A 21,751-nucleotide genomic window follows, 5' to 3' on the forward strand; every position below is an offset into this window, starting at 1 on the left:
CCGTCCCCCGCATGGAGCAGGAACCGCCCCTCGTTCGCGAGGTCTTCCCGGAGCTCGTCGACGAGCTGGTCCAACTCCTGGAGGAGGAGGGCGAACGCGAGCTGGCCCTATGCGTGTGGGACGTCCGCATGGTCGGCGAGTGCGGCTGCGGGGACGACTTCTGCCAGAGCATCCGGACGTCGGATCATCCAGGCGGACAGCCGTACGGGCCGGGCCATCGGTGTGTGCCGCTGCTGCCCTCGTCGGGCGACCTGATTCTCGACGTCGTGAACGGCCGGATCATGTACATCGAGATACTCCAACGGCCACCGTTCCTATTCAGTGAGCAGGGGTGAGTGTTGTGCCCACTCCTGCTCACTGCGGACATCCCGAACGGTTTTGGGTGTCCTGGTCGCCCGCGTTCTCGCCGCGTCCGGCGGCACGGATCGTGTCCGTGGTCCGGGAACGTGGGGGCGGGGTCCCTCACGCCCAGGGGCACGCCGGTCGGCCTGGACGGTCCGATGCCCGTGCACATCGCTCTGGTGCGCAGGGGGCGGTGTCGTCCGTCGCCGGATCGGGTGTCCTTGGGCGCGTCGTCCGATCGCGATGCTCGCGGCATCGTGCCGGGTGGTCTTGCGGGTCTTCGAGGCCATGGGCTTTTGCCAGTGCTGGGCGCCCCACTTACTGGTGTAGGCCGGGTCCACGGCGATGACCGCGATTCCGGTGGCGTCGGCCATGGAGGTGAGCCGGGCGCGGAGCTTGGCGGTCGGCATGCCGGAGATCAACTGCCGGAATCGGCGCTTGCGCCCGTGCTTCTCTCTGGTTTTCTCGGCCTGGAAGTCGAGGTCTTCGACCGCGATGGCCTTGACTCCGCAGCTCTTGGCCCAGTTCAGCAGCCGCGTGAGAGCGTGCCGTACCTGGGCGTCGCGGTGCTGGGCGTTGCCGGACAGGTCGTAGAAGAACCGGCGCGGCCGGCCGATCGGGTTGCCGTGAGTGTCCAGGCGCCATGCGGCGAGGTGGTCGGCATTGGTGTCCACGCCGATCACGCCATCGGCGAGGGCGGCTTTGAGTGGGATGGTCTGGGTGGGTGGGATCTGCCAGGAGGCGTCCATGTACCAGCGCCCGCGCCCTGTGTCGTAGTGGATGCGGTAGGCCACGGCCCGGTTGGCCTCCACACGGTCGGCCCACTCCTGCCCCCGGTGAGGGAACCGCACCTGCGCGGCGAGTACGTACCGGCCATGCCTGGCGTTCGCCAGGCCGGCAAACGGGGCCGGGAGCTTGATCGACACGTCGCCCTCGGGCGTGATGCGGATCGTCTCGTTGCCGAACCTTTCCCCGACTCCCCGTCCGCCTGGAGGAACCAGCGCCCGGCCTCCCACCGCTCACGCCACTCGGCCTCGCTGAGCTGCGCCTTGTCGAGGTGGTGGCGGGTGCCCAGCAGGCGTTTGCCGCCGCGTGCTACACGGACGCGTCCGGCCTCGCGGTCTGCGCGAACCTGCTCCAGCCGGTCTTCGAGTACATGCAGGCGGCGTGTCTTGTGGAACCATTCGTGCGCCGACCGGTAGCCGCCCGGGGAACGCTTGGTTCCTTTCTCGCCGACCGGCAGGGAAAGCCGGTGCCGAAGCATCCGGACGCCCGCTTCGAGGGACTGGATGTGCGCCAGCTGCCCACGCCGGGCCAGTGCCCACTGATCGTGCGTGGCCTTGGTGATGCTGCCCGCCCACCTGGACGACGAGACGCCCGTCAGGTCCCGCTTGCGGGCCGCCCACGTCTCGGCGGAGTGCTCCAGGCCGTCAGCGCAACGCGCTTTGAGGTCCTTCGAGGCCAGCGAGCCCAGGTGCGCACCCACCAGGCGCAGAACCTTCTCATCCTCGGGCGTCAGGCCCCCCAGCCGGGTACGGACCGATACACCGGACGGGCCGAGAGCGACAAACGGCACCGCCACCTCACGCAGCCCGCCCATTCCCCCCACCCCCGCCCGATGCCGTAGAACCCTCACCGCACCCAACGAGCCTTGCCCATCAAGGTCACGCATTCGATGCAAGAACTCCCGTTCCACCCCGAATCCGCACGCCGCAGCAGCAACACTCACTCATGCACGCTCCAACGCGCTTAAGCACTGCCAACCAGCAGCAGCTCCCCACCCCTGCGCCGACGCGGACAGGCGTGACAGGGGTGGCCGCGCGAAGGGCATGACGGCTCAGCAGCTCGTCCTGCCGGCGTAGATCGCCAGGGCGGTGTTGGAGCCGAGGGTGGCCGTGAACTGCCCGCTGGAGTTCACCGTCACGCTCGTGTTGTTCTGCACGTTGCAGTACGTGCCTGCCGCGAGGGACGTCTGGTAGGTGCGGGTCAGACTGCTCGACTCGTGGTTGATCGCGACGTAGCCCTTGCTGCCCCGTCCGAAGGCGATGGCGTCGCCGCCGTTGTCCCACCAGTTGGTGACCGACTCACCGCGCGTGGTGTTGCGGAAGGCGACCATCGACTTGATCTCCGGCCAGGCGTGCTGGCACTTCCAGCCGTTCTGCCAGCAGGCGCTGACCGCACCGCCGTTGGGCGGGCCCGCGTCGTGGTCGGTGAACTCGTAGCCGGAGTTGATGTCCGGGGCGCCGTACGGGTAGGCCAGCATGAAGACACTGGCCAGCGTGTAGTTGGCGCCGTCCTTGTAGTTGAGGGTGGAGCCGTTGCGCTCGGTGTCGTGGTTGTCGACGAAGACACCCGAGACACCGCTGCTCAGGTAGCCCCAGCCCTCGCCGTAGTTCTTCAGGTAGGCGAGGTTCTCGTTGTTGAAGACGCGCTTGAGGTCGTAGGCGTAGCGGAACTCCTGGACGTCGCCGTTGCCCGTGTACTCGGTGGGCTGGACGGCTTCTCCGCTGCCGTAGATGACCTCCTGCTTCCAGTAGACCGACGGGTTGCTGAGGCGCGACTTGATGTTGGCAAGGTCGGCGGCCGGGATGTGCTTGGCCGCGTCGATGCGGAAGCCGTCGACGCCGAGGGAGAGCAGGTCGTTCATGTACCCGGCGATGGCACCGCGGACGTAGGACTCGCCGGTGTCGAGATCGGCGAGGCCGACGAGTTCGCAGTTCTGGACGTTCGCACGGTCCGCGTAGTTGGTGATCTGCGCGGTGCAGTCGTCGAAGTCGAAGGAGGAGTACAGGCCGGGATAGTTGTACTTCGTGTACGACGAACCGCCGGTGCCGGTGCCGCTGCCCGCGGACATGTGGTTGATGACGGTGTCGGCGACGACCTTCACCCCTGCGGCGTGGCAGGTGTTCACCATGTTCTGGAAGGCCGTCCGGTCCCCGAGCCGGCCGGCGATCTTGTAGCTGACGGGCTGGTACGAGGTCCACCACTGCGAGCCCTGGATGTGCTCGGCGGGCGGGGAGACCTGGACGTAGCCGTAGCCGGCGGGGCCGAGGGTGTTGGTGCACTCCCTGGCGACCGAGGCGAAGTTCCACTCGAACATCACCGCGGTGACGTCCTTGGTGCCGGGCGGGGAGGCGGACGCGGGGGTCCCGGGGGCCATCAGGGCCGCCGAAGTGGCGGCGAGCACGGTCGCGGTCGCGGTGACCGACCATCTCGATATCACAGGCGTAACTCCTTGCGATGACGGCCAGGCGTCTTTGCCGGGCGCCCGCGTGAACGTACCGCCGCGAAAGGTTTACAGCAAGAGAGTTGAAAGTCATAGCAAGTACTTTCATCCGCAACCTTGACGTGCCCTTCTCAACTCCCTCACGCTCACTCGTAGTTCAAGCCCTGCCCCTGGCCCCGCCATGAGCGCAGCAGGGCCCGCTGCCTGAAAAGGCAGCGGGCCCTGCGCCTGTGACAACGCGTCAGGCCGTCGTCCACCACACCGTCGTGTCGCCCGGCACCTTCGCCTCGCCGTCCGTCTCACTGATCTCGCCGCTGGCGAGCAGCACGCGCCCGTACGCCGGGGTCGTCACCGACTCCTCGCCGGTGTTGGCGACGCAGACGAACTCCCCGCGCCGGAAGGCGAGGACCCCCTCAGGGGCCTTCAGCCACTCCACCGCGTCGCCCGCGCCCAGGTCGGGCTGCGCGCGGCGCACGGCCAGCGCCGAGCGGTACAGCTCCAGGGTGGAGTCGGGGTCGCCGGTCTGCGCCTCGATGCTCAGTTCGCCCCACCCCTGCGGCTGCGGCAGCCAGCTGCCACCCGTGCCGAAGCCGTACGACGATCCCGCACGCGTCCACGGGATCGGCACCCGGCAGCCGTCGCGGAAGCCGTCCTGGCCCTCGCCGCGGAAGTACGCCGGGTCCTGGCGCACCTCGTCCGGCAGGTCGACGACGTCCGGCAGGCCCAGCTCCTCGCCCTGGTAGACGTACGCCGAACCGGGCAGCGCGAGCATCAGCAGGGTGGCCGCCCGCGCCCGCCGCAGCCCCAGTGCGCGGTCGCCCGCGGTGCGGATCTGGGTGCCGAGGCCCGGCGGGTTGGCGAAGCGGGTGGCGTGGCGGGTGACGTCGTGGTTGGACAGCACCCATGTCGCCGGCGCGCCCACCGGGCGCATCGCGTCCAGGGTGCGGTCGACGACCTCACGGAGCTCCTTGGCGTCCCACTCCGTCGACAGGTACTGGAAGTTGAAGGCCTGGTGGAGCTCGTCCGGGCGCACGTAGTTGGCGGTGCGCTCGACCGTCGGGGTCCAGGCCTCCGCCACGAAGATCCGCTCGCCGGCGTACTCGTCGAGGATCGTGCGCCACTGGCGGTAGACGGCATGTACGCCGTCCTGGTCGAAGAACGGCATGACATCGTTGCCCAGCAGCTTGAGCTGCTCGTGGGATCCGAGGTCGGGCAGCCCCTCCGCCTTCACCAGGCCGTGGGCCACGTCGATGCGGAAGCCGTCGACGCCCATGTCGAGCCAGAAGCGCAGAATCGAGCGGAACTCGTCCCCGACCGCCGGGTGCTCCCAGTTGAAGTCGGGCTGCTCGGGGGCGAAGAGGTGCAGGTACCACTGGCCGGGCGTGCCGTCCGGCTCGGTGACCCTGGTCCAGGCCGGGCCGCCGAAGATCGACTCCCAGTCGTTGGGCGGGAGCGCACCGTCCGCGCCCTTGCCGGGACGGAAGTGGTAGCGGTCCCGCAGCGGGGAGCCCGGCCCCTCCGCGAGGGCACGCTTGAACCACTCGTGCTGGTCGGAGGAGTGGTTGGGGACGAGGTCGACGATGATCCTCAGACCCAGCTCATGGGCGTCACGGATCAGCGCGTCGGCGTCGAGGAGGTTGCCGAACATCGGGTCGACGGCCCGGTAGTCGGCCACGTCGTAGCCGGCGTCGGCCTGCGGGGAGGCGTAGAAGGGGCTCAGCCACACGGCGTCCACGCCGAGGTCGCGCAGGTACGGGAGGCGGGAGCGTACGCCTTCCAGGTCGCCCATGCCGTCGCCATTGCTGTCGGCGAAGCTGCGCGGATAGACCTGGTAGATCACCGCGTCCCGCCACCAGTCGCTGCGCTTGGCTTTGGCGGGGTTCGGGGCCGGGGCGATGGCGGAGTGCTGCTGGCTCATGGCGTCCTTGGTGCGTAACAGGGTCATGGGGTCAGGTGTACTTACAACGGTGATGACGAGGCGGTCGCGGTGACAGCGGGGTCGGATGGCCACCGCGACCGCCTCGGGTCCCAGGGGGTGAAGGGGGCAGCGCCCCCTTCAGGGGCGCGGGGAACTGCGCGACCAGCCACAGCGGCGCGTCACCCCTTCGTGCCGCCCGCGGTGAGGCCGGTCACCAGGTTCTTCTGCACGAAGTAGAAGAACGCCGAGACAGGTATGGCAATGAGCACGGCCGTCGCGGCCATGAGGTTCCGCTGCGCGTCATGCTCACTGACGAAGGTCTGCAACCCGACCGCGAAGGTGTACTTCGTGTCGGACAGCATGAACGTCGAGGCGAACGCGACCTCTCCGAAGGCGGTGAGGAAGCTGTAGAACGCGGCGACCGCCAGACCCGGCTTGGCGAGCGGAAGGATCAGCCGCGCGAACGTGCCGAAGGGGGTCAGCCCGTCGACGCGTCCGGCCTCGTCGATCTCGAACGGGATCGTGTCGAAGTAGCCCTTCATCAGCCAGGCACAGTACGGCACGGTCGTCGTGCAGTAGACGAGGATGAGGCCGAGGTAGCTGTCGACGAGCTGGAGCCCGGACAGGATCTGATACATCGGCACCATCAGTACGGCCACCGGGAACATCTGGGTCACGAGCAGCACCCACATGAACTTCTTGTACCCCGGGAAGCGCATCCGCGAGACCGCGTAGCCGGTGGTCGCGGCGATGACGACGCCGATGAGCGTGGTGCCCAGCGTGACGATCAGGGTGCTCGTCAGCCAGTCGAAGAACTTGGTCTCCTGCAGGACGAACGTGTAGTTGTCCAGCGTCATCTTCCCCCAGATGCCACCGGGGTGGAGGTAGTCGTCCTTGTCCGGGCCCAGGGACAGGAAGACCAGCCAGGCGACGGGGAACAGCGCGATCAGGCTCGCCACGATCAGGATGCCGTGGGAGACGACGGACGTCCTGCGGCTGTTCTCTCCCCGGCGGACCCCGCGCGGTGCGGCCGGCGACTTGGGGGGCTGGTCCGCCGCGGCAGTGGTCTTGACGGTCGTGGTGCTCATGGGGACTCCTGCCTCAGATCGCGAGCTGCGGATCATTGCGGTTCAGCCAGCGGCGGTAGAAGGAGGTGAAGACGATCAGGATGGCCAGCAGCAGGATGCCGTAGGCGGCCGACTGCGCGAAGTCGCGCGGCTGCTGTCCGAAGCCGAGGTAGTAGGCCCAGGTGACGAGGATCTGCGCGTCCGGGGCGGTGTCGCCGAACAGCAGGAAGATGATGGCGAACTGGTTGAAGGTCCAGATGATGCCGAGCAGTACGACGGTGGAGCTGACGGACCGCAGGCCCGGCACGGTGACGTACCGGAACTGCTGCCACCTGCTCGCGCCGTCCATCTCGGCGGCCTCGTAGAGCGAGGAGTCGATGGACTGCAGTCCGCCGAGCAGCGAGAGCATCATGAACGGCACGCCGCACCAGGTGTTCACCATGATCGCGGCGAACCGCTGCCAGAAGGTGTCCTCCAGCCACAGCGGCGTCGGCAGGTGGAGCGTCTCCAGGAACGAGTTGATGATGCCGCCGTCGGCGAGCATGAACCGCCAGCCGAAGACGGTGACGAAGGTCGGCACGGCCCACGGCAGGATCAGGATCAGCCGGTACAGGGTGCGGCCGCGCAGCTTCTGGTTGAGCAGCAGCGCGAGACCCAGGCCGATGGTGTAGTGAAGGGTGACGCAGGCGGCCGTCCAGAAGATCGTCCAGATGAAGTGCGACCAGAAGCGGTCGTAGGCCGTCTCGCCCCACAGGATGTCGGCGTAGTTGTCGAAGCCGATGAACTTGTAGGTGGCCTCGATCTCGTTGACGCCGATCGTGCGCGCCGAGTTGAGGCTGTTGGCGTCGGTGAGCGTGAGGTAGAAGCCGTACACCAGCGGATACAGCACGAGAACGCCGAGGACGATCACCACCGGGGCGATCATCGCGTAGGCATACCAGTGCTTCTGGTAGCCGTGCTTCAGGCGCTGGCGCAGTCCGGGCCGCGGCGCGCGGTCACCGCGGCGCTTGCCGGTCGCGCGGTCGATGGCGACTGTCATGGTTCGACAACCTTCTCGAAGTTCGGCAGATCAGGGGTGTACGGCACACAGGCCGGTGGCCGCCGGAACTCTCCCCCCATAATCAGGGAGTTCCGGCGGCCACTCGGGGTCACTTGCTGAAGTCCGGGACCAGCTTGGCGATGGAGGTCTCGGCGGTGCTCAGACCCTTGTCCAGGGACTCCTTGCCACCGGCGACCTTGAGCAGCTCGGTGTCCAGCGGGCCCCACAGGGAGCTGTACTCGGGCAGCGCGGGGCGCGGCTGGGCGGAGGCGAGCACGGTCTGGTAGCCGGCGATGCCCGGGTCGGCCTTGACCTCGGCGGTGTAGGCGTCGTCGCGGACCGGCAGGGTGGAGTTCTTGAGCGCGATCGTCTCCTGCGCCTTCTGCGACGTCATGAAGTTCACGAACTTCAGCGCGGCCTTCTGGTGCGCCTCGTCGGAGCCTGCGTACACGGAGAGGTTGTGGCCGCCGGTCGGGGCGCCCGCCTTGCCGGACGAGCCGGCCGGGACGGTGGCGATGCCGAGGTTGGCCTTGTCCTTGAACGCGGAACCCTTGTAGAAGTTGGTGATCTCCCACGGGCCCTGCATGATCGCGGCGACCTTGCCGTTGACGAACGCCTCCTGGATGTGGGCGTAGGCGTCAGCGGTGGTGTCGGCCTTGTGCAGGCCCTTGCCGTCGAAGAGGCTCAGCCAGGTGCCGTAGCCCTTCTTGGCCTCGGCGCCGGCGACGGTGATCTTCTTGGCGTCGGCGTCGACGGTGTCGGTGCCCTCGCCGTAGAGGAACGTCTGGGCGTAGTAGGCCTGGGTGGAGCCCCAGTAGCCGTCGACGCCGGTCTTGTCCTTGATCTTGGCGGCGGCCTTCTTCAGGTCGTCCCAGGTCTTGGGGGCCTCGACGCCGGCCTTCTTGAACAGGTCCTTGTTGTAGACGAAGGCGAGGGTGTCCGTGGTGAACGGAACGCCGTAGACCTTGTCCTCGTACTTGGCCTGCTCGATCAGGCTGGGCTGGAACTTGGCCTGGTCGGCGAGGGCCTCGGTGCCGTCCAGCGGCAGGAAGAAGCCCTTCTTGGCGAAGGCGGGGGTCCAGCCGACCTCGGAGCGCAGGATGTCCGGAGCGCCCTTGGAGCCGGCGGCGGTGTCGAACTTGTTCTGCGCCTGGTCGAACGGCACGTTGACGTACTTGACCTTGATGTCCTTGTTGGCGGCCTCGAACTCCTTGACCAAGGCCTGGTACGTCGGCGCCTCGTTGGTGGCGTTGGAGGTGTCCCACCAGGTGATGGTGACCGGCCCGCTCGAGTCGCTGCCGCTGTCGTCCCCGCCGCCGCAGGCCGTCGCCGCGAGGGCGAGGGACGCCACCAGCGCGGTGGCCGCTATGCCACGCCGCATGAGTTCTCCTTGAGGGTGAAAGCCCGTGTGCAGGGGCGGCCCCGTCTGCCTGCCTCTGCTGTCTTGCCGACTGCGCCGTTGCGGCGGCCGGGCGACGTGAACGTAACAGCGCTGAAAGACTTACGAAAGACCTTGCAGAAAAAAAGTGCAAGGGAACGTCGAAGTTATCCGGGCGTGACCGCTCGGCGACCACCATGAGACGCTTCTTTTCAACGGTGGAGCGGCACAGAGGCGGGTTGTGCAAGACTCTGCAAGCTCTTGCCATCACTTTCACGAGGGAGCGCGATGACGCAGCAGCCCGGGCCGCGACGACCAACAGGTCGCCCTCGGCGTCCGATTGGTGTGCAAGGCGACATACGGCCGGTACAGTCCAGTGCCGTGACCACACGGCTTGCCGACATCGCTGCTCAAGCGGGGGTCAGCGAAGCGACCGTCAGCCGCGTCCTCAACGGGAAGCCGGGCGTCGCCTCGACCACCCGCCAGTCCGTGCTGGCCGCACTCGACGTGCTCGGCTACGAACGCCCCGTACGCCTGCGGCAACGCAGCGAGGGCCTGGTCGGCCTGATCACCCCGGAGCTGGAGAACCCGATATTCCCGGCCCTTGCCCAGGTCATCGGCCAAGCCCTCACCAGGCAGGGCTACACCCCGGTGCTGGCCACACAGACGCCGGGCGGCTCGACGGAGGACGAGCTGACGGAGATGCTCGTCGACCGCGGAGTGGCGGGCATCATCTACGTCTCCGGCCTCCACGCCGACACCACCGCCGACATGCAGCGCTACGAAACCCTGCGCGCGCAGGGTGTCCCCTTCGTCCTGGTCGACGGCTTCTCCCCCAAGGTGCAGGCACCTTTCATCTCGCCCGACGACCGCGCGGCGATGAACCTGGCAGTCACGCACCTCGCCTCGCTGGGCCACACCCGCATCGGCCTGGCCCTGGGCCCCAAGCGTTTCGTCCCCGTGCAGCGCAAGATCGAGGGCTTCGTCCGCACGATGCAGGACCAGCTGAACCTGGCGACGGACGTCATCGAGACCGAGCTGATCCAGCACTCCCTCTACACCCTGGAGGGCGGCCAGGCCGCCGCCACGGCCCTGATCGACCGCGACTGCACCGCGATCGTCTGCGCCAGCGACATGATGGCGCTGGGCGCGATACGGGCGGCCCGGCAACTCGGCCTCGACGTCCCCAAGGCCGTCTCGGTCGTCGGCTTCGACGACTCCCCCCTGATCGCCTTCACCGACCCGCCCCTCACCACGGTCCGCAAGCCGGTCCCGGCGATGGGCCAGGCCGCGGTACGCACGCTCCTCGAAGAGATCGGCGGGACTCCCGCTCCCCACAGCGAGTTCGTGTTCATGCCGGAACTGGTGGTGCGGGGTTCGACGGCTTCGGCACCCGGTGACAGGAATCGTCCCTAAGTCGTCCGCGAGGCGGAGAATAGACCCATCCCTCCCCTGCGTTGGTAGGAGTATGGAGCTGTACGCCCGCCGTAGAACGTGCGTCCTCAACCCGACCGGAGGATGATCGGTCGGGGAAGTCTTTTCTGGCAGACTCTGTGCCCATGGGTGACACCACCGTGACGACACTGGAAGGCCGGGAAGCGGCCGTTCTGCCCCCCGTCGCGGACGAGACGGGGCGGGGCCCCCTGCGCCGACTGCGCACTCCGCGCCGTCCTCGCCTCTGGTTCGAGATCGCGCTGATCGCGGTGAGTTACTGGACATACTCACTGATCCGCAACGCGGTCCCGGAACAGAAGGCCGAGGCGCTGCACAACGCCGACTGGCTCTGGAAGCTGGAGCACCAACTCGGCCTCGCCGTCGAGGAGTCGATCAACCACGCCGTGAACTCGGTGACTTGGCTCATCGTCGGTATGAACTACTACTACGCGACGCTGCACTTCATCATCACCCTCGGCGTCCTGATCTGGCTCTACCGCAGCCACCCCGGCCGCTACGCGGCCACCCGCCTGGTCCTGTTCGCCACCACAGGCGTGGCCTTGGTCGGTTACTACCTGTACCCGCTCGCTCCCCCACGGTTGATGACCAACACCGGCTTCATCGACACGGTGCTGGTCCACGACACCTGGGGTTCGATGGCCTCGGGCGACCTGAAGAACATGTCGAACCAGTACGCCGCCATGCCGTCCATGCACATCGGCTGGTCCGTCTGGAGCGGCCTGACCATCTTCGCCCTGGCAAGAGTCCCCTGGGTCCGCGTCCTGGGCCTCCTCTACCCCGCAGCGACACTGCTGGTGATCGTCGCAACGGCCAACCACTTCTGGCTGGACGCGGTAGGAGGCCTCATCTGCCTGGCGTTCGGCTACACGGTCGCCCGCCTCTGGTACGGAAAGCTGCCGCACGCGCTGCCGAGGCGAGTGGCACCGCGACGCACGGACCCGCGGTCGCCCACGGCGGGAAGGGGACGTGCCGGGGGGTGTCCGCCCGCAGCGGCGGGCGTCAACGCCGAGAAGCCTTCCGAGGAACCGAGCCGCCCGACCGAGGACGGACACCCCCCGGCACGGCCCCGACCCCCCTCGCACGGTTAGGCGCTACGCGCACCCCCACACACCGGCACGGGCCGCCGCAGGCACCAGCGCACACCCCCACAACCCGCACAGGCCGCCGCAGGCACCAGCCCACACCCCCACAACCCGCACAGGCCGCCGCAGGCATCCCCGGCCCAACCGCCGGAGGCACCCGTCACCCCCCGTAGAACAGCTCGTCCACCACACCCCGAGCCCGCCGGGCCGTACGCCGGTAGGCGTCGAGCATGTCCCCCACGTGACCGAGCTCGTACCCCAGGTAACGCCCCACAGCGGCCAGCTCCCGCGCGTCCGACGGAAACGTGTCGCCGGCCCGCCCCCGCACCAGCATCACGGCATTGCGCACCCGAGTCGCCAGCACCCAGGCCTCATCCAGGGTCGCCGCGTCCTCGTCCGAGATGAGCTCGGCGGCACGAGCGGCCGCGAGAGCCTCCCGGGTCCGGGTCGTCCGCAGCCCCGGCACGTCCGAGCCGTGCTGCATCTGCAGCAGCTGAACCGTCCACTCGACGTCGGAGAGCCCACCCGGCCCGAGCTTGGTGTGCAGCTTGGGGTCGGCACCGCGAGGCATCCGCTCGGACTCCATGCGCGCCTTCAGCCGCCGGATCTCCCGCACGGCGTCCTCACCGAGCCCGCCCGCGGGATACCGCAGCGGATCGATCATCTCGATGAACCGGCGCCCCAGGTCCGCGTCCCCCGCAACCGCCTCGGCCCGCAGCAGCGCCTGCGACTCCCACACCAGCGACCACCGGCGGTAGTACGCCCCGTACGAGTTCAGTGTCCGGACCAGCGGCCCCGACTTGCCCTCGGGCCGCAGATCGGCGTCGATCAGCAGCGGCGGATCCGCACTGGGGATCTGCAGCAGCCGCCGCATCTCCTCGACGACCCGGTTCGCGGCCACCGCGGCCTCGTGCTCGTCGACGCCGTCCTGCGGCTCGTGCACGAACAGCACGTCCGCGTCGCTGCCGTATCCCAGCTCCTGCCCGCCGAAGCGCCCCATCCCGATGATCGCGAACCGGGTGGGAAGGGTGTCGCCCCAGCCGGCCCGCACCACCGCCCGCAGCGTCCCCGCCAGGGTCGCGGCGGTGAGGTCCGACACCGCCGCCCCGACCCGGTCCACGAGGGCCCCCTGGTCGGCCTCCGCCGGCTTCGTCTCGGTGCCGTAGGAGTCGACGATGTCCGCGGCGGCCGTACGGAACAGCTCCCGCCGGCGCACCCCACGGGCCGCCGTGACCGCCTGGGCGTCACCGTCGGCACGCCTCACCGCGGCGATGATCTCCTGCTCCAGATGCCCGCGCGAGCGGGGCTCCAGCCCGCTGCCGCCGTCCCCGTTCCCGAGCAGCGCGACGGCCTCGGGGGCCCGCAGCAGCAGATCGGGGGCGAGCCGGCCGGCCGACAGCACCCGGGCGAGGTTCTCGGCAGCGGCGCCTTCGTCTCGCAACAGCCGCAGATACCAAGGGGTCTTGCCGAGCGCGTCCGACACCTTGCGGAAGTTCAGCAGCCCCGCGTCCGGATCGGCCGAATCGGCGAACCAGCCCAACAGGACGGGCAGCAGGGTGCGTTGGATCGCCGCCTTGCGGGTGACGCCGGAGGCCAGCGCCTCCAGATGGCGCAGGGCGGACGCCGGATCGGCGTACCCGAGCGCGACCAGCCGCTCGCGCGCGGCCCCGGCGCTCAACCGGGCCTCGCCCGGCGCGAGTTGGGCGACCGCGTCGAGCAGCGGCCGGTAGAAGAGCTTCTCGTGCAGACGCCGTACGACGCTCGCGTGCCGTCTCCACTCGCGGTTCAGCTCGGCGACCGGGTCGGCGCGCAGGCCGAGGGAGCGGCCGATGCGCCGCAGGTCGGCGTCGTCCTCGGGGACGAGGTGCGTGCGGCGCAGCCGGTAGAGCTGGATGCGGTGTTCCATGGAGCGCAGGAAGCGGTAGGCGGCGTCGAGCTGTGCGGCGTCGGCACGACCGACGTAGCCGCCCGCGGCGAGGGCCTGCAAGGCATCGAGCGTGGTGCCGCTGCGCAGCGAAGCGTCGTCCCGACCGTGCACCAACTGCAGCAGCTGCACGGCGAATTCGACGTCCCTCAGCCCTCCCGGCCCCAGCTTGAGCTGCCGGTCGAGCTCGGCGACGGGGATGTTCTCCACGACCCGGCGCCGCATCTTCTGCACGTCGACGACGAAGTTCTCCCGCTCGGCGACCTTCCAGACCAGGGGCTCCAGCGCGGCGACGTACGCCTCGCCGAGCTCGATGTCGCCCGCCACCGGGCGGGCCTTGAGCAGCGCCTGGAACTCCCAGGTCTTGGCCCAGCGTTGGTAGTAGGCGAGGTGGCTGCTGAGCGTGCGCACCAGGGGGCCGTTCCTGCCCTCGGGGCGCAGATTGGCGTCGACCGGCCAGATGGAGCCCTCGACGGTGGTCTCCGAGCAGATGCGCATCATGTGCGAGGCGATCTTGGTGGCCGACCGCAGGGCCCCGGCCTCGTCGGCGCCGTCGGCGATCTCGCCGACGAAGATGACGTCGACGTCGGAGACGTAGTTCAGCTCATGGCCCCCGCACTTGCCCATCGCGATCACCGCGAGCCGGCACAGTTCCGCGTCCTCAGGTGCGGCGGCGCGGGCGATGGCGAGCGCGGCGCGCAGGGTGGCGGTGGCCAGGTCCGCGAGCTCGGCGGCCGTCTGCGCCAGGTCGGTGGTGCCGCACACGTCACGGGCGGCGATGGACAGCAGACAGCGCCGGTAGGCGACGCGCAGGGACACCGGGTCGGTGGCCCCGGAGAGGCCGCGCTCGAACTCCTCCACGCCGGGGTGCAGATCCCGCGGCTCGTACATGGCGAGTTCCTGCCAGTCGCCGGAGTGCTTGGCGAGGTGGTCGGCCAGCGCGGCGGAGGCTCCGAGCACGCCGAGCAGCCGGTCGCGCAGGGGCTTGGCCGCTATCAACGTGTCCACCAGCTCCCGCTGGGCGGCGGGGCCGGGCTGTGCCTCGAGCAGTCGGACGAGGCCGTGCAGGGCGAGGTCGGGGTCGGCGGTGGCGCCGAGAGCCTCCAGCAGCACCGGGTCGTTCCTGACCGGCGCGAGCTGGTCGCTGTCCAGGAGGCGCTCGGCGGCCGACGGGTCGGTGAAACCGTGCCGCAGCAGCCGCGTGAAGGTACTGCTCCTGCGCCCCGGCGCCGTCATGCTCGCCCTCCCGTCCGATCGGGTCGTACGCGCCCGATCAAGGTCGTACCCGCTCGAGCCTAGCCGGAGAGTCCGGCAGTGGCGCCGATGAGTTCGGGTGGTCCGTGGGGTCTTCCTTGTCGAGGGACACGTCCGGCGACACATTCCGGCGACATATCTGGAGGCCGTCCGATGACCGACAAGCAACCGCAGACCCTGCTGGATGCGCGCTACAGCGACGAGACGGCCACGGCGGTCCCGTGGCCCGAGGCGCAGAAGCTGCTGGCCGAGGCCGAGCTGTTCTGGATCTCGACGGTACGGCCGGACGGGCGGCCGCATGTGACCCCGCTGCCGGCGGTCTGGTCCCAGGGGGCCCTGCACTTCTGCACGGGCCCGGAGGAGCGCAAGGCGCGGAATCTGGCGGCCAACCCGCACCTCGTGCTGACGACCGGCACGAACATCTGGGACAAGGGCTACGACCTGGTGGTCGAGGGCGAGGCGGCACGGATCACCGACGAGGCCCGTCTACGCGAGCTGGCCACGGCGTGGGAGGCGAAGTACGGCAGCTTCTGGCACTTCGACGTCGCGGACGGCTGCTTCCGGCACGGCGCGGGACACGCCTACGTCTACTCGGTGGCGCCGAGCACGGTTTTCGGCTTCGGTAAGGGTGAGCCGTTCAGCCAGACTCGTTGGCGCTTTACCTAGGAGGACCGACCAGCCATGGACTTCACGCTCGAAGTGATCCCGCTGCCCGTCAGCGACATCGACCGGGCCCGCGACTTCTACCGGGACAAGGTCGGCTTCCATGTCGACATCGACCAGGAGGTCATGCCGGGCATGCGCATCGTCCAACTGACGCCTCCGGGCTCCGGCTGCTCGATCGCCCTCGGCGACAGCATCTGGGACATGACCAAGGGCGAGACCGTACCCGAGCCCGGCTCCTACCAGGGCCTTCAGCTCTGCGTGGCCGATATCAAGGCCGCCCACGCGGAACTGGTCGAACGCGGCCTGGAGATCTCCGAGCCGGTCCAGTACACCCCCGACGACGGCGCCACCTTCATGTACTTCAAGGACCCCGACGGCAACGGCTGGTCCATCCAGGAGTACCGCCAGAGGGCCACGAAGCCGCTGCACCAGCTCCTGACGGAACAGGTGAACGCGCGCGGGCAGTAACGCCCCCAGGGGCGCGGGGTGTGAACACGACCCCGCGCCCTACGCGAAGCCAACTGTGTCGGTGGGCTCAGCGACCGCGTACGGGGGCGTTCACCTGCGTTCATGGGCGGCTGGCCGGTGAGAAGGGGTGGGCTGCCGGCCCCGGCCGAACGTCCGTGAACGGGGCTGAACGAGACAGAAACTGAGACGGGCATCGGCCGGGACGTCCGGCGGGCCGGAGCAGATGATGACCTGGCGTACGCCGTGTCCGGCCGAGTCCGGCTCAGGTCTCTCGGGTGGCGTCGATCTCGGCGATCAGGGCCTCGATGCGCTTGTGGATCTCGTCGCGGATGGGGCGGACGGCCTCGACGCCCTTGCCCGCCGGGTCCTCCAGGGCCCAGTCCAGGTACTTCTTGCCGGGGAAGATGGGGCAGGCGTCGCCGCAGCCCATGGTGATGACGTAGTCGGACGCCTGGACGGCCTCGGTGGTGAGGACCTTCGGCTCGGCCGCGGAGATGTCGATGCCGACCTCGTTCATGGCCTCGACGGCGGCCGGGTTGACCTGGTCGCCGGGGAGGGAGCCTGCGGAGCGGACCTCGATCCGGTCGCCCGCGAGGTGGCTGAGGAATCCGGCGGCCATCTGGGAGCGCCCGGCGTTGTGGACGCAGACGAACAGCACGGAGGCGAGCGGGCTGGAGGACATCGGTTCTTCCTTCGTGAATGGATCAAGCAGGTTGTGCAGGGGGCGGGTTCAGGTGCTCGGCAGGGAGGTGAGGAGTTCGGTGATGTGGGCGTCGATCTCGTCGCGGATGCCGCGGACGACGGCGATCGGGGCGCCCTCGGGGTCGGTGACCGGCCAGTCCAGGTAACGACGGCCCGGCAGTACGGGGCAGGCGTCCCCGCATCCCATCGTGATGACGATGTCGGCCGCCTGCACGACCTCGTCGGTCAGCGGCTTGGGGAACGCGTCCGCGAGGTCCACACCGGCCTCGGTGAGCGCCTGGGCGACGACCGGTTCGACCTCGGCCGCAGGGTCTGTGCCCGCGGAGGAGACGACCACGTGTCCGCCCGCGCGGTGGGCGAGGAGGGCGGCGGCCATCTGGGAGCGGCCGGCGTTGTGGCTGCATACGAACAGCACCCGGGGCAGGCCGCACCCCGGTGCGCCCTCGATGTGGGCGAGGGCGTCCAGACGCTCGGTTGCCAGGTGCTCGGCCGGCACCACCAGGTGAGTACGTACCCGGGCGTGCTCGGCCAGCCGCTCGTAGGAGTCGATGACCAGGCGCTGGATCGTCTCGGCGGAGAAGCGTCCGCGGTAGTGCAGGGCGAGGCGGGCTATGCCGGACGCAAGGCGGTCGTCGGGCAGGACGGGGGGCGGGGACGCGGTCATGGGAACCCCCTTCGGGGCATGGGTCCCCACGGGCGTGGGGATAAGGGTCCCAAAGATCAGCCCAGGCTGGTATCAGCCCGGAGTGATGTGAGATTATCAGCCCATGCTGACGTCAGTCGACACTGATCTGTTGCGGGTTCTCGCGGACCCGCTCCGCCTCCGGATCGTCACCCTGCTCGCCAAGGAGACGCTCTGCACCACGCACCTGATCGAGGAGACGGGGGCCAGACAGACCAACCTCTCCAACCACCTGAAGGTGCTGCGCGAGGCCGGGGTCGTGGAGACCGAGCCGTGCGGGCGGTTCACCTACTACCGGCTCAAGCCCGACGTCATCACCTCCCTCGCGGGCCAGTTCGCCGACCTGGCGGAGACCGCGCGCACCACCGCCGAGAACAACGTCAAGCGGTCCTGCCCCTGATCCCCGCCCCCTGCGGCGACCTGCACCGAGGAGTCCAGTTGACCGCCACCGAGGCTGCCGAGCACGACAGAGCCGAGGAATCCCCGATAGCCCCCGACGTGGTCGGGGCCGAGCCGCAGCCCGCCCCGGGCGCCACCCCGCCCCAGGCACCGCCGCTGCTCGCCAGGGCCGCGGCCGAACTGGTCGGCACCGCGGCACTCGTGGCGGTGGTGGTCGGCTCCGGCATCCAGGCCACCGAGCTGACCAAGGACGTCGGCCTGCAACTGCTCGCGAACTCCACGGCTACGGTCTTCGGCCTGGGTGTGCTGATCCTGCTGCTCGGCCCGGTGTCCGGCGCGCACTTCAACCCCGCGGTCACCCTCGCCGAGTGGTGGACCGCTCGCCGCGGCGGCCCCGGTGTGACGTTGCGGGAGGCCGCTGTCTACGTCCCGACCCAGATCGTCGGTGCCATCGCGGGCGCGATCCTGGCCGACGCGATGTTCGGCGAACCGCTGGTGAAGTGGTCCACGCATGACCGCTCGGCCGGACACCTGCTCCTGGGAGAGGTCGTCGCGACGGCTGGGCTGATCCTGCTGATCTTCGGTCTGGCCCGCACCGACCGCCTCCGCTTCGCCCCTGTCGCGGTCGCCTCCTACATCGGCGCCGCGTACTGGTTCACCTCGTCCACGTCCTTCGCCAACCCGGCGGTGACCATCGGCCGCGCCTTCACCGACACCTTCGCCGGCATCGCCCCGGGCTCGGTCGCGGGCTTCATCGGCATGCAACTCATCGGCGCCGTGGTCGGCTTGGCGCTCGTGGCCCTCATCTTCCTTCCCGGCCGGACAACCACCGAGTGACGCGTGCGACGTAGGGCGTGGTGATGGGGCGCGGTCGGGGGAGGCATGCGTCTACGGCTTGTCACCCGCCGGCAAGTCAGCGACTGAGCGTGATGCGTCCGGCTAGGAGAACCGGACGAATTCTGAGTCAGCGCCCGGTGCTTTGTCCTGAAGATGTGGACGCGCCATGGCAGATGGGGATCGCTACCGGCGAGGATGACCGGCATGGCGACCGACCAGCATCGCGCTCCCCTACCTTCCACGCACGCGGCCCCGCTGGTGTTCGGCGCGGGAGCGGTCATCGGTGTGCTGGGCGGGATGATCGGCTTGGGCGGTGCGGAGTTCCGCCTGCCGCTGCTGATCAGCTTGTTCGGGTTCGCCGCGCTTTCCGCGGTCATCCTGAACAAGGCAATGAGCCTGATCGTGGTTCTGGTCGCCCTGCCCGCCCGCCTGATAGCTGTCCCAGCGTCAGAGGTGGCCTCGCACTGGCACGTGGCGATCAACCTGCTGGCCGGGAGTCTGCTGGGTGCCTGGGCCGGAGCCGCGTGGGCGGTGCGCATGCGGAGTTCCACCCTCTACAACGTGCTGGCGGCATTGATGGTGCTCATGGCCGCCGCCCTGCTCGCCACGCACCTGTCCACCCTGGGGACACTCGCGCTGCCGCTGTGGGCTCAGGTGCCCCTGGGAGTCGTAACCGGCTTCGGAATCGGGGTGGTGGCGGCGATCATGGGCGTGGCCGGGGGCGAATTGCTGATCCCGACGATCGTCCTGCTGTTCGCGGTGGACATCAAAACGGCGGGCAGCCTGTCACTGCTGGTGTCCTTGCCGACCATGCTGGTGGCTTTCGCCCGCTACAGCCGTGACGGCAGCTTCGCGGTGCTGGGCGCCAACCTTCGCTTCACCTTGGTCATGGCCGCAGGCTCGATCACCGGCGCGATGCTGGGCGGGCTGCTGCTCGGCGTGTTCTCGGACCTGGCCCTCATCCCCGCCCTGGCCCTGATCTTGCTCATCTCCGCGGCCAAACTGGCCCGTCACGACTGAGCCTGCGACATCGCCCCTGAGTACCGCAGCTCAGGCGGCTGGCGCGGCCTTGATCAACAGTTGCCCCATCGCCGCGAGGACTGTCGGCTCGACTCGGTAGTAGACCCAGGTGCCGCGCCGCTCGGACGTGAGCAGCCCGGCTTCCTTGAGCTTCTTCAGGTGGTGGGAGACGGTCGGCTGGGAAACGCCGACGTCGGAGATGTCGCACACACAAGCCTCGCCGCCCTCGTGCGAGGCCACAGCCGAGAACAGCCGAAGCCTCACCGGGTCGCCGAGCGCCTTGAACATCCGCGCGGCCATCTCGGCCTCCTCCGCGGTGAAAGGGCGCTCGGTGACCGGTGGGCAGCACGGCACCGCAGCCTCGCCGGGGGCGGGTTCCAGCAGCGGTAGCACCTTCGTATTCGACATACATCTATGTTGACACATGTCGAACTAGCGATGCGAGGGTCGGACGGTCTCAGGCCCTGGAGGGGTGGCGCGTTCCGGGCACCGCCACAGCTGCCCGCTCCATGTCGATCTCCAGATTCGATGATTGTCTATGTTGACGCTCATCGATACAGGTGTAATGCTTGGCAGCGCAGGAGATCGACGGATGTCGAAACAAAGGGGAATCCCGTGAACGCGCTCACCACCGACCAACTGCCCGTCGTGGTCATCGGCGCCGGCCCTGTCGGCCTGGCTGCCGCTGCACATCTCGTCGAGCGCGGCATCGAACCCCTGGTCCTGGAGACTGGCTCGACAGCGGGCAGCGCCGTGCGCGAGTGGGCGCACGTTCGGTTGTTCTCGACCTGGGGCGAGCTCGTCGACCCGGCCGCGGAGAAGCTCCTGGCCCCGACTGGCTGGGTCCGCCCCGACGCCTCCACCTACCCGACCGGCGGCGACTGGGCCGAGCGCTATCTCCAGCCGCTCGCCGACGTCCTCGGCGGAAAGGTCCGATACGGCGCCACAGTGACCGGCGTCGCCCGCGCCGGCCGCGACCGCATCGTCGACTCCGGCCGCGACGAGCAGCCGTTCACCGTGCACATCCGGTCCGCCGACGGGGCCGAGGAGCGGATCACCGCACGCGCCGTCATCGACGCCTCCGGCACCTGGTCCGTCCCGAGCCCGATGGGCGCCGACGGCCTGCCTGCCCTCGGCGAGAAGAAGACCGCCGACCGCATCACCTACCGCGTCCCCAACCTGAGTGACCCGGCTATTCGCGCCCGGTACACGGGCAAGCGCACCGCCGTCGTCGGCTCCGGCGCCTCCGCCTTCACCGCCCTCGCCCTCCTCGCCGACCTCGCGAAGGAGAACGACGGCACGCACGCGGTGTGGATTCTGCGCCGCGGAATCAGCGACAACACTTACGGCGGCGGCGAGGCCGACCAGCTCCCCGCCCGCGGTGCACTCGGCCTGCGAGCCAAGGCCGCCGTCGAAGCCGGCCACGCGAGCGCCGTCACCGGCTTCCGTTCACAGGCTGTGGAACGCGACGGCGACCGGCTTGTCCTCGTCGCGGAGGACGGCCGCCGCCTCGACCCGGTCGACGAGGTCATCGTCCTCACCGGCTTCCGCCCCGACCTGTCCTTCCTTTCCGAACTCCGCCTCGGCCTCGACGAGCGCCTCCAGGCCCCGACCGCGCTCGCGCCGCTCATCGACCCCAACGTCCACTCCTGCGGCACGGTCTACCCGCACGGCGTCAACGAGCTCTCCCACCCGGAACAGGGCGTCTACCTGGTCGGCATGAAGTCCTACGGCCGCGCCCCGACGTTCCTCGCCATGACCGGCTACGAGCAGGTCCGCTCCATCACCGCCGCCATCGCAGGCGACCAGGAGGCCGCCGAGCGCGTCGAACTCACCCTCCCGGAAACGGGCGTGTGCGGCGGCGCGGGCCTCTTCGACGAGCCGGAGAACGCCGAGCAGTCCGGCGGCGGATGCTGCGCCACCCCCACCACCCTCCAGATCGGCGTCGCCGCCCCGGCATCCGCTGGCGGCTGCTGAGCCCCCCACCTGCACAAGGGCAGCACCTGCTGCACCTCCGCCTCGGCCGACACCGGCTCAAAGGAACCGGTCACTGCGGGCGGCTGCTGCTGATCCGGCGTTGACCGACCTCCACACCAGCGAGGCCGAGACCGGTACGGGGGACCGGTCTCGGCCTCGCGCCGCCCTCCTCTGCGGTCCGGCTGGGCGAACTCGCGCTCTCAGCTCGGGAAGCTTGGGTTCCTTGGTAGCGGTTGCTGTGCTGGCCTGCCCCGGAGCGGTGTTGGAGCCCTGGTCACGCCCGGGGGTGTTCCCGCTGTTCCCCGTGGTTCCCCG

At 69.3% G+C, this 21,751-nt stretch carries 18 protein-coding genes and 1 pseudogene; 9 read left to right on the top strand and 10 right to left on the bottom strand.

Translation table 11 applies throughout. The features are described from left to right. Positions 1–11 precede the first annotated feature (11 nt). On the top strand, positions 12–335 hold the full coding sequence (locus tag ACFY5C_RS34175; RefSeq protein ID WP_389451888.1) for a hypothetical protein: 324 nt from the start codon (positions 12–14) through the stop codon (positions 333–335). On the opposite strand, the pseudogene ACFY5C_RS34180 reads toward ACFY5C_RS34175, so the two are convergent. From ACFY5C_RS34180 to ACFY5C_RS34205, 6 genes and pseudogenes are all read right to left on the bottom strand, one after another. After that, positions 315–1,942: pseudogene (locus tag ACFY5C_RS34180) on the bottom strand (IS200/IS605 family accessory protein TnpB-related protein). The gene ACFY5C_RS34175 and the pseudogene ACFY5C_RS34180 overlap by 21 nt on opposite strands. Before the next feature lie 237 nt (positions 1,943–2,179). After that, a complete protein-coding gene (locus ACFY5C_RS34185; RefSeq protein ID WP_389451890.1) occupies positions 2,180–3,565 on the bottom strand; it encodes an alpha-amylase family protein in 1,386 nt (461 codons plus the stop codon). Positions 3,566–3,809: 244 nt separating this feature from the next. After that, positions 3,810–5,486, bottom strand: coding sequence for a glycoside hydrolase family 13 protein (locus ACFY5C_RS34190; RefSeq protein WP_389452057.1), 1,677 nt, complete (start codon positions 5,484–5,486; stop codon positions 3,810–3,812). Between the two features lie 179 nt (positions 5,487–5,665). Beyond that, positions 5,666–6,574 (bottom strand): sugar ABC transporter permease, encoded by a 909-nt coding sequence (locus tag ACFY5C_RS34195; RefSeq protein ID WP_389451893.1) that lies wholly within the window; start codon positions 6,572–6,574, stop codon positions 5,666–5,668. Positions 6,575–6,587: 13 nt separating this feature from the next. Continuing rightward, the gene (locus ACFY5C_RS34200) at positions 6,588–7,592 is read right to left on the bottom strand and encodes a sugar ABC transporter permease (protein ID WP_362378025.1); all 1,005 of its coding nucleotides are present in this window, start codon (positions 7,590–7,592) and stop codon (positions 6,588–6,590) included. A gap of 109 nt (positions 7,593–7,701) precedes the next feature. Next, positions 7,702–8,973, bottom strand: coding sequence for an extracellular solute-binding protein (locus ACFY5C_RS34205; RefSeq protein WP_389451896.1), 1,272 nt, complete (start codon positions 8,971–8,973; stop codon positions 7,702–7,704). Between the two features lie 378 nt (positions 8,974–9,351). Here ACFY5C_RS34205 and ACFY5C_RS34210 point away from each other — a divergent pair, with 378 nt between their 5' ends. After that, positions 9,352–10,386: a LacI family DNA-binding transcriptional regulator gene (locus tag ACFY5C_RS34210; RefSeq protein WP_389451899.1), complete on the top strand. Its 1,035-nt coding sequence runs from the start codon at positions 9,352–9,354 to the stop codon at positions 10,384–10,386. Between the two features lie 143 nt (positions 10,387–10,529). Then, positions 10,530–11,513 carry a phosphatase PAP2 family protein gene (locus ACFY5C_RS34215; RefSeq protein ID WP_389451902.1) on the top strand — a complete coding sequence of 328 codons (984 nt, stop codon included), beginning with the start codon at positions 10,530–10,532 and terminating at the stop codon, positions 11,511–11,513. 154 nt (positions 11,514–11,667) lie between these two features. On the opposite strand, the gene ACFY5C_RS34220 is transcribed toward ACFY5C_RS34215, so the two are convergent. Then, positions 11,668–14,667, bottom strand: coding sequence for a bifunctional [glutamine synthetase] adenylyltransferase/[glutamine synthetase]-adenylyl-L-tyrosine phosphorylase (locus ACFY5C_RS34220; protein WP_389451905.1), 3,000 nt, complete (start codon positions 14,665–14,667; stop codon positions 11,668–11,670). Between the two features lie 171 nt (positions 14,668–14,838). Between ACFY5C_RS34220 and ACFY5C_RS34225 the strand changes: the two genes are divergently transcribed. Together ACFY5C_RS34225 and ACFY5C_RS34230 are read left to right on the top strand one after the other, a co-directional pair. Continuing rightward, positions 14,839–15,351: a pyridoxamine 5'-phosphate oxidase family protein gene (locus ACFY5C_RS34225; protein WP_389451908.1), complete on the top strand. Its 513-nt coding sequence runs from the start codon at positions 14,839–14,841 to the stop codon at positions 15,349–15,351. A gap of 15 nt (positions 15,352–15,366) precedes the next feature. Further along, entirely contained in the window at positions 15,367–15,819 is a 453-nt protein-coding gene (locus tag ACFY5C_RS34230) for a VOC family protein (protein WP_389451911.1), read from the top strand. Positions 15,820–16,081: 262 nt separating this feature from the next. On the opposite strand, the gene ACFY5C_RS34235 is transcribed toward ACFY5C_RS34230, so the two are convergent. Then, positions 16,082–16,501, bottom strand: coding sequence for an arsenate reductase ArsC (locus ACFY5C_RS34235; RefSeq protein WP_389451914.1), 420 nt, complete (start codon positions 16,499–16,501; stop codon positions 16,082–16,084). A gap of 48 nt (positions 16,502–16,549) precedes the next feature. Then, on the bottom strand, positions 16,550–17,185 hold the full coding sequence (locus ACFY5C_RS34240; RefSeq protein ID WP_389451918.1) for an arsenate reductase ArsC: 636 nt from the start codon (positions 17,183–17,185) through the stop codon (positions 16,550–16,552). A gap of 103 nt (positions 17,186–17,288) precedes the next feature. On the opposite strand from ACFY5C_RS34240, the gene ACFY5C_RS34245 reads away from it, so the two are divergent. The 3 genes from ACFY5C_RS34245 (at position 17,289) to ACFY5C_RS34255 (ending at position 19,459) form a co-directional block, all read left to right on the top strand. Continuing rightward, complete coding sequence (locus tag ACFY5C_RS34245; RefSeq protein ID WP_328424080.1) at positions 17,289–17,603, top strand: metalloregulator ArsR/SmtB family transcription factor; 315 nt, start codon at positions 17,289–17,291, stop codon at positions 17,601–17,603. Between the two features lie 38 nt (positions 17,604–17,641). Further along, positions 17,642–18,439, top strand: a complete 798-nt coding sequence (locus ACFY5C_RS34250) for an aquaporin (RefSeq protein ID WP_389451920.1) — start codon at positions 17,642–17,644, stop codon at positions 18,437–18,439. Between the two features lie 153 nt (positions 18,440–18,592). Next, a complete protein-coding gene (locus tag ACFY5C_RS34255) occupies positions 18,593–19,459 on the top strand; it encodes a TSUP family transporter (RefSeq protein ID WP_389451923.1) in 867 nt (288 codons plus the stop codon). A 30-nt stretch (positions 19,460–19,489) separates the two neighbouring features. On the opposite strand, the gene ACFY5C_RS34260 is transcribed toward ACFY5C_RS34255, so the two are convergent. Next, on the bottom strand, positions 19,490–19,867 hold the full coding sequence (locus tag ACFY5C_RS34260) for an ArsR/SmtB family transcription factor (protein ID WP_389451926.1): 378 nt from the start codon (positions 19,865–19,867) through the stop codon (positions 19,490–19,492). A 207-nt stretch (positions 19,868–20,074) separates the two neighbouring features. Between ACFY5C_RS34260 and ACFY5C_RS34265 the strand changes: the two genes are divergently transcribed. Continuing rightward, positions 20,075–21,436, top strand: a complete 1,362-nt coding sequence (locus ACFY5C_RS34265; RefSeq protein WP_389451928.1) for an NAD(P)-binding domain-containing protein — start codon at positions 20,075–20,077, stop codon at positions 21,434–21,436. The last annotated feature ends 315 nt before the right edge of the window (positions 21,437–21,751 follow it).

It is taken from the genome of Streptomyces sp. NPDC012935 (genome assembly GCF_042900345.1).
GTDB lineage: Bacteria > Actinomycetota > Actinomycetes > Streptomycetales > Streptomycetaceae > Streptomyces.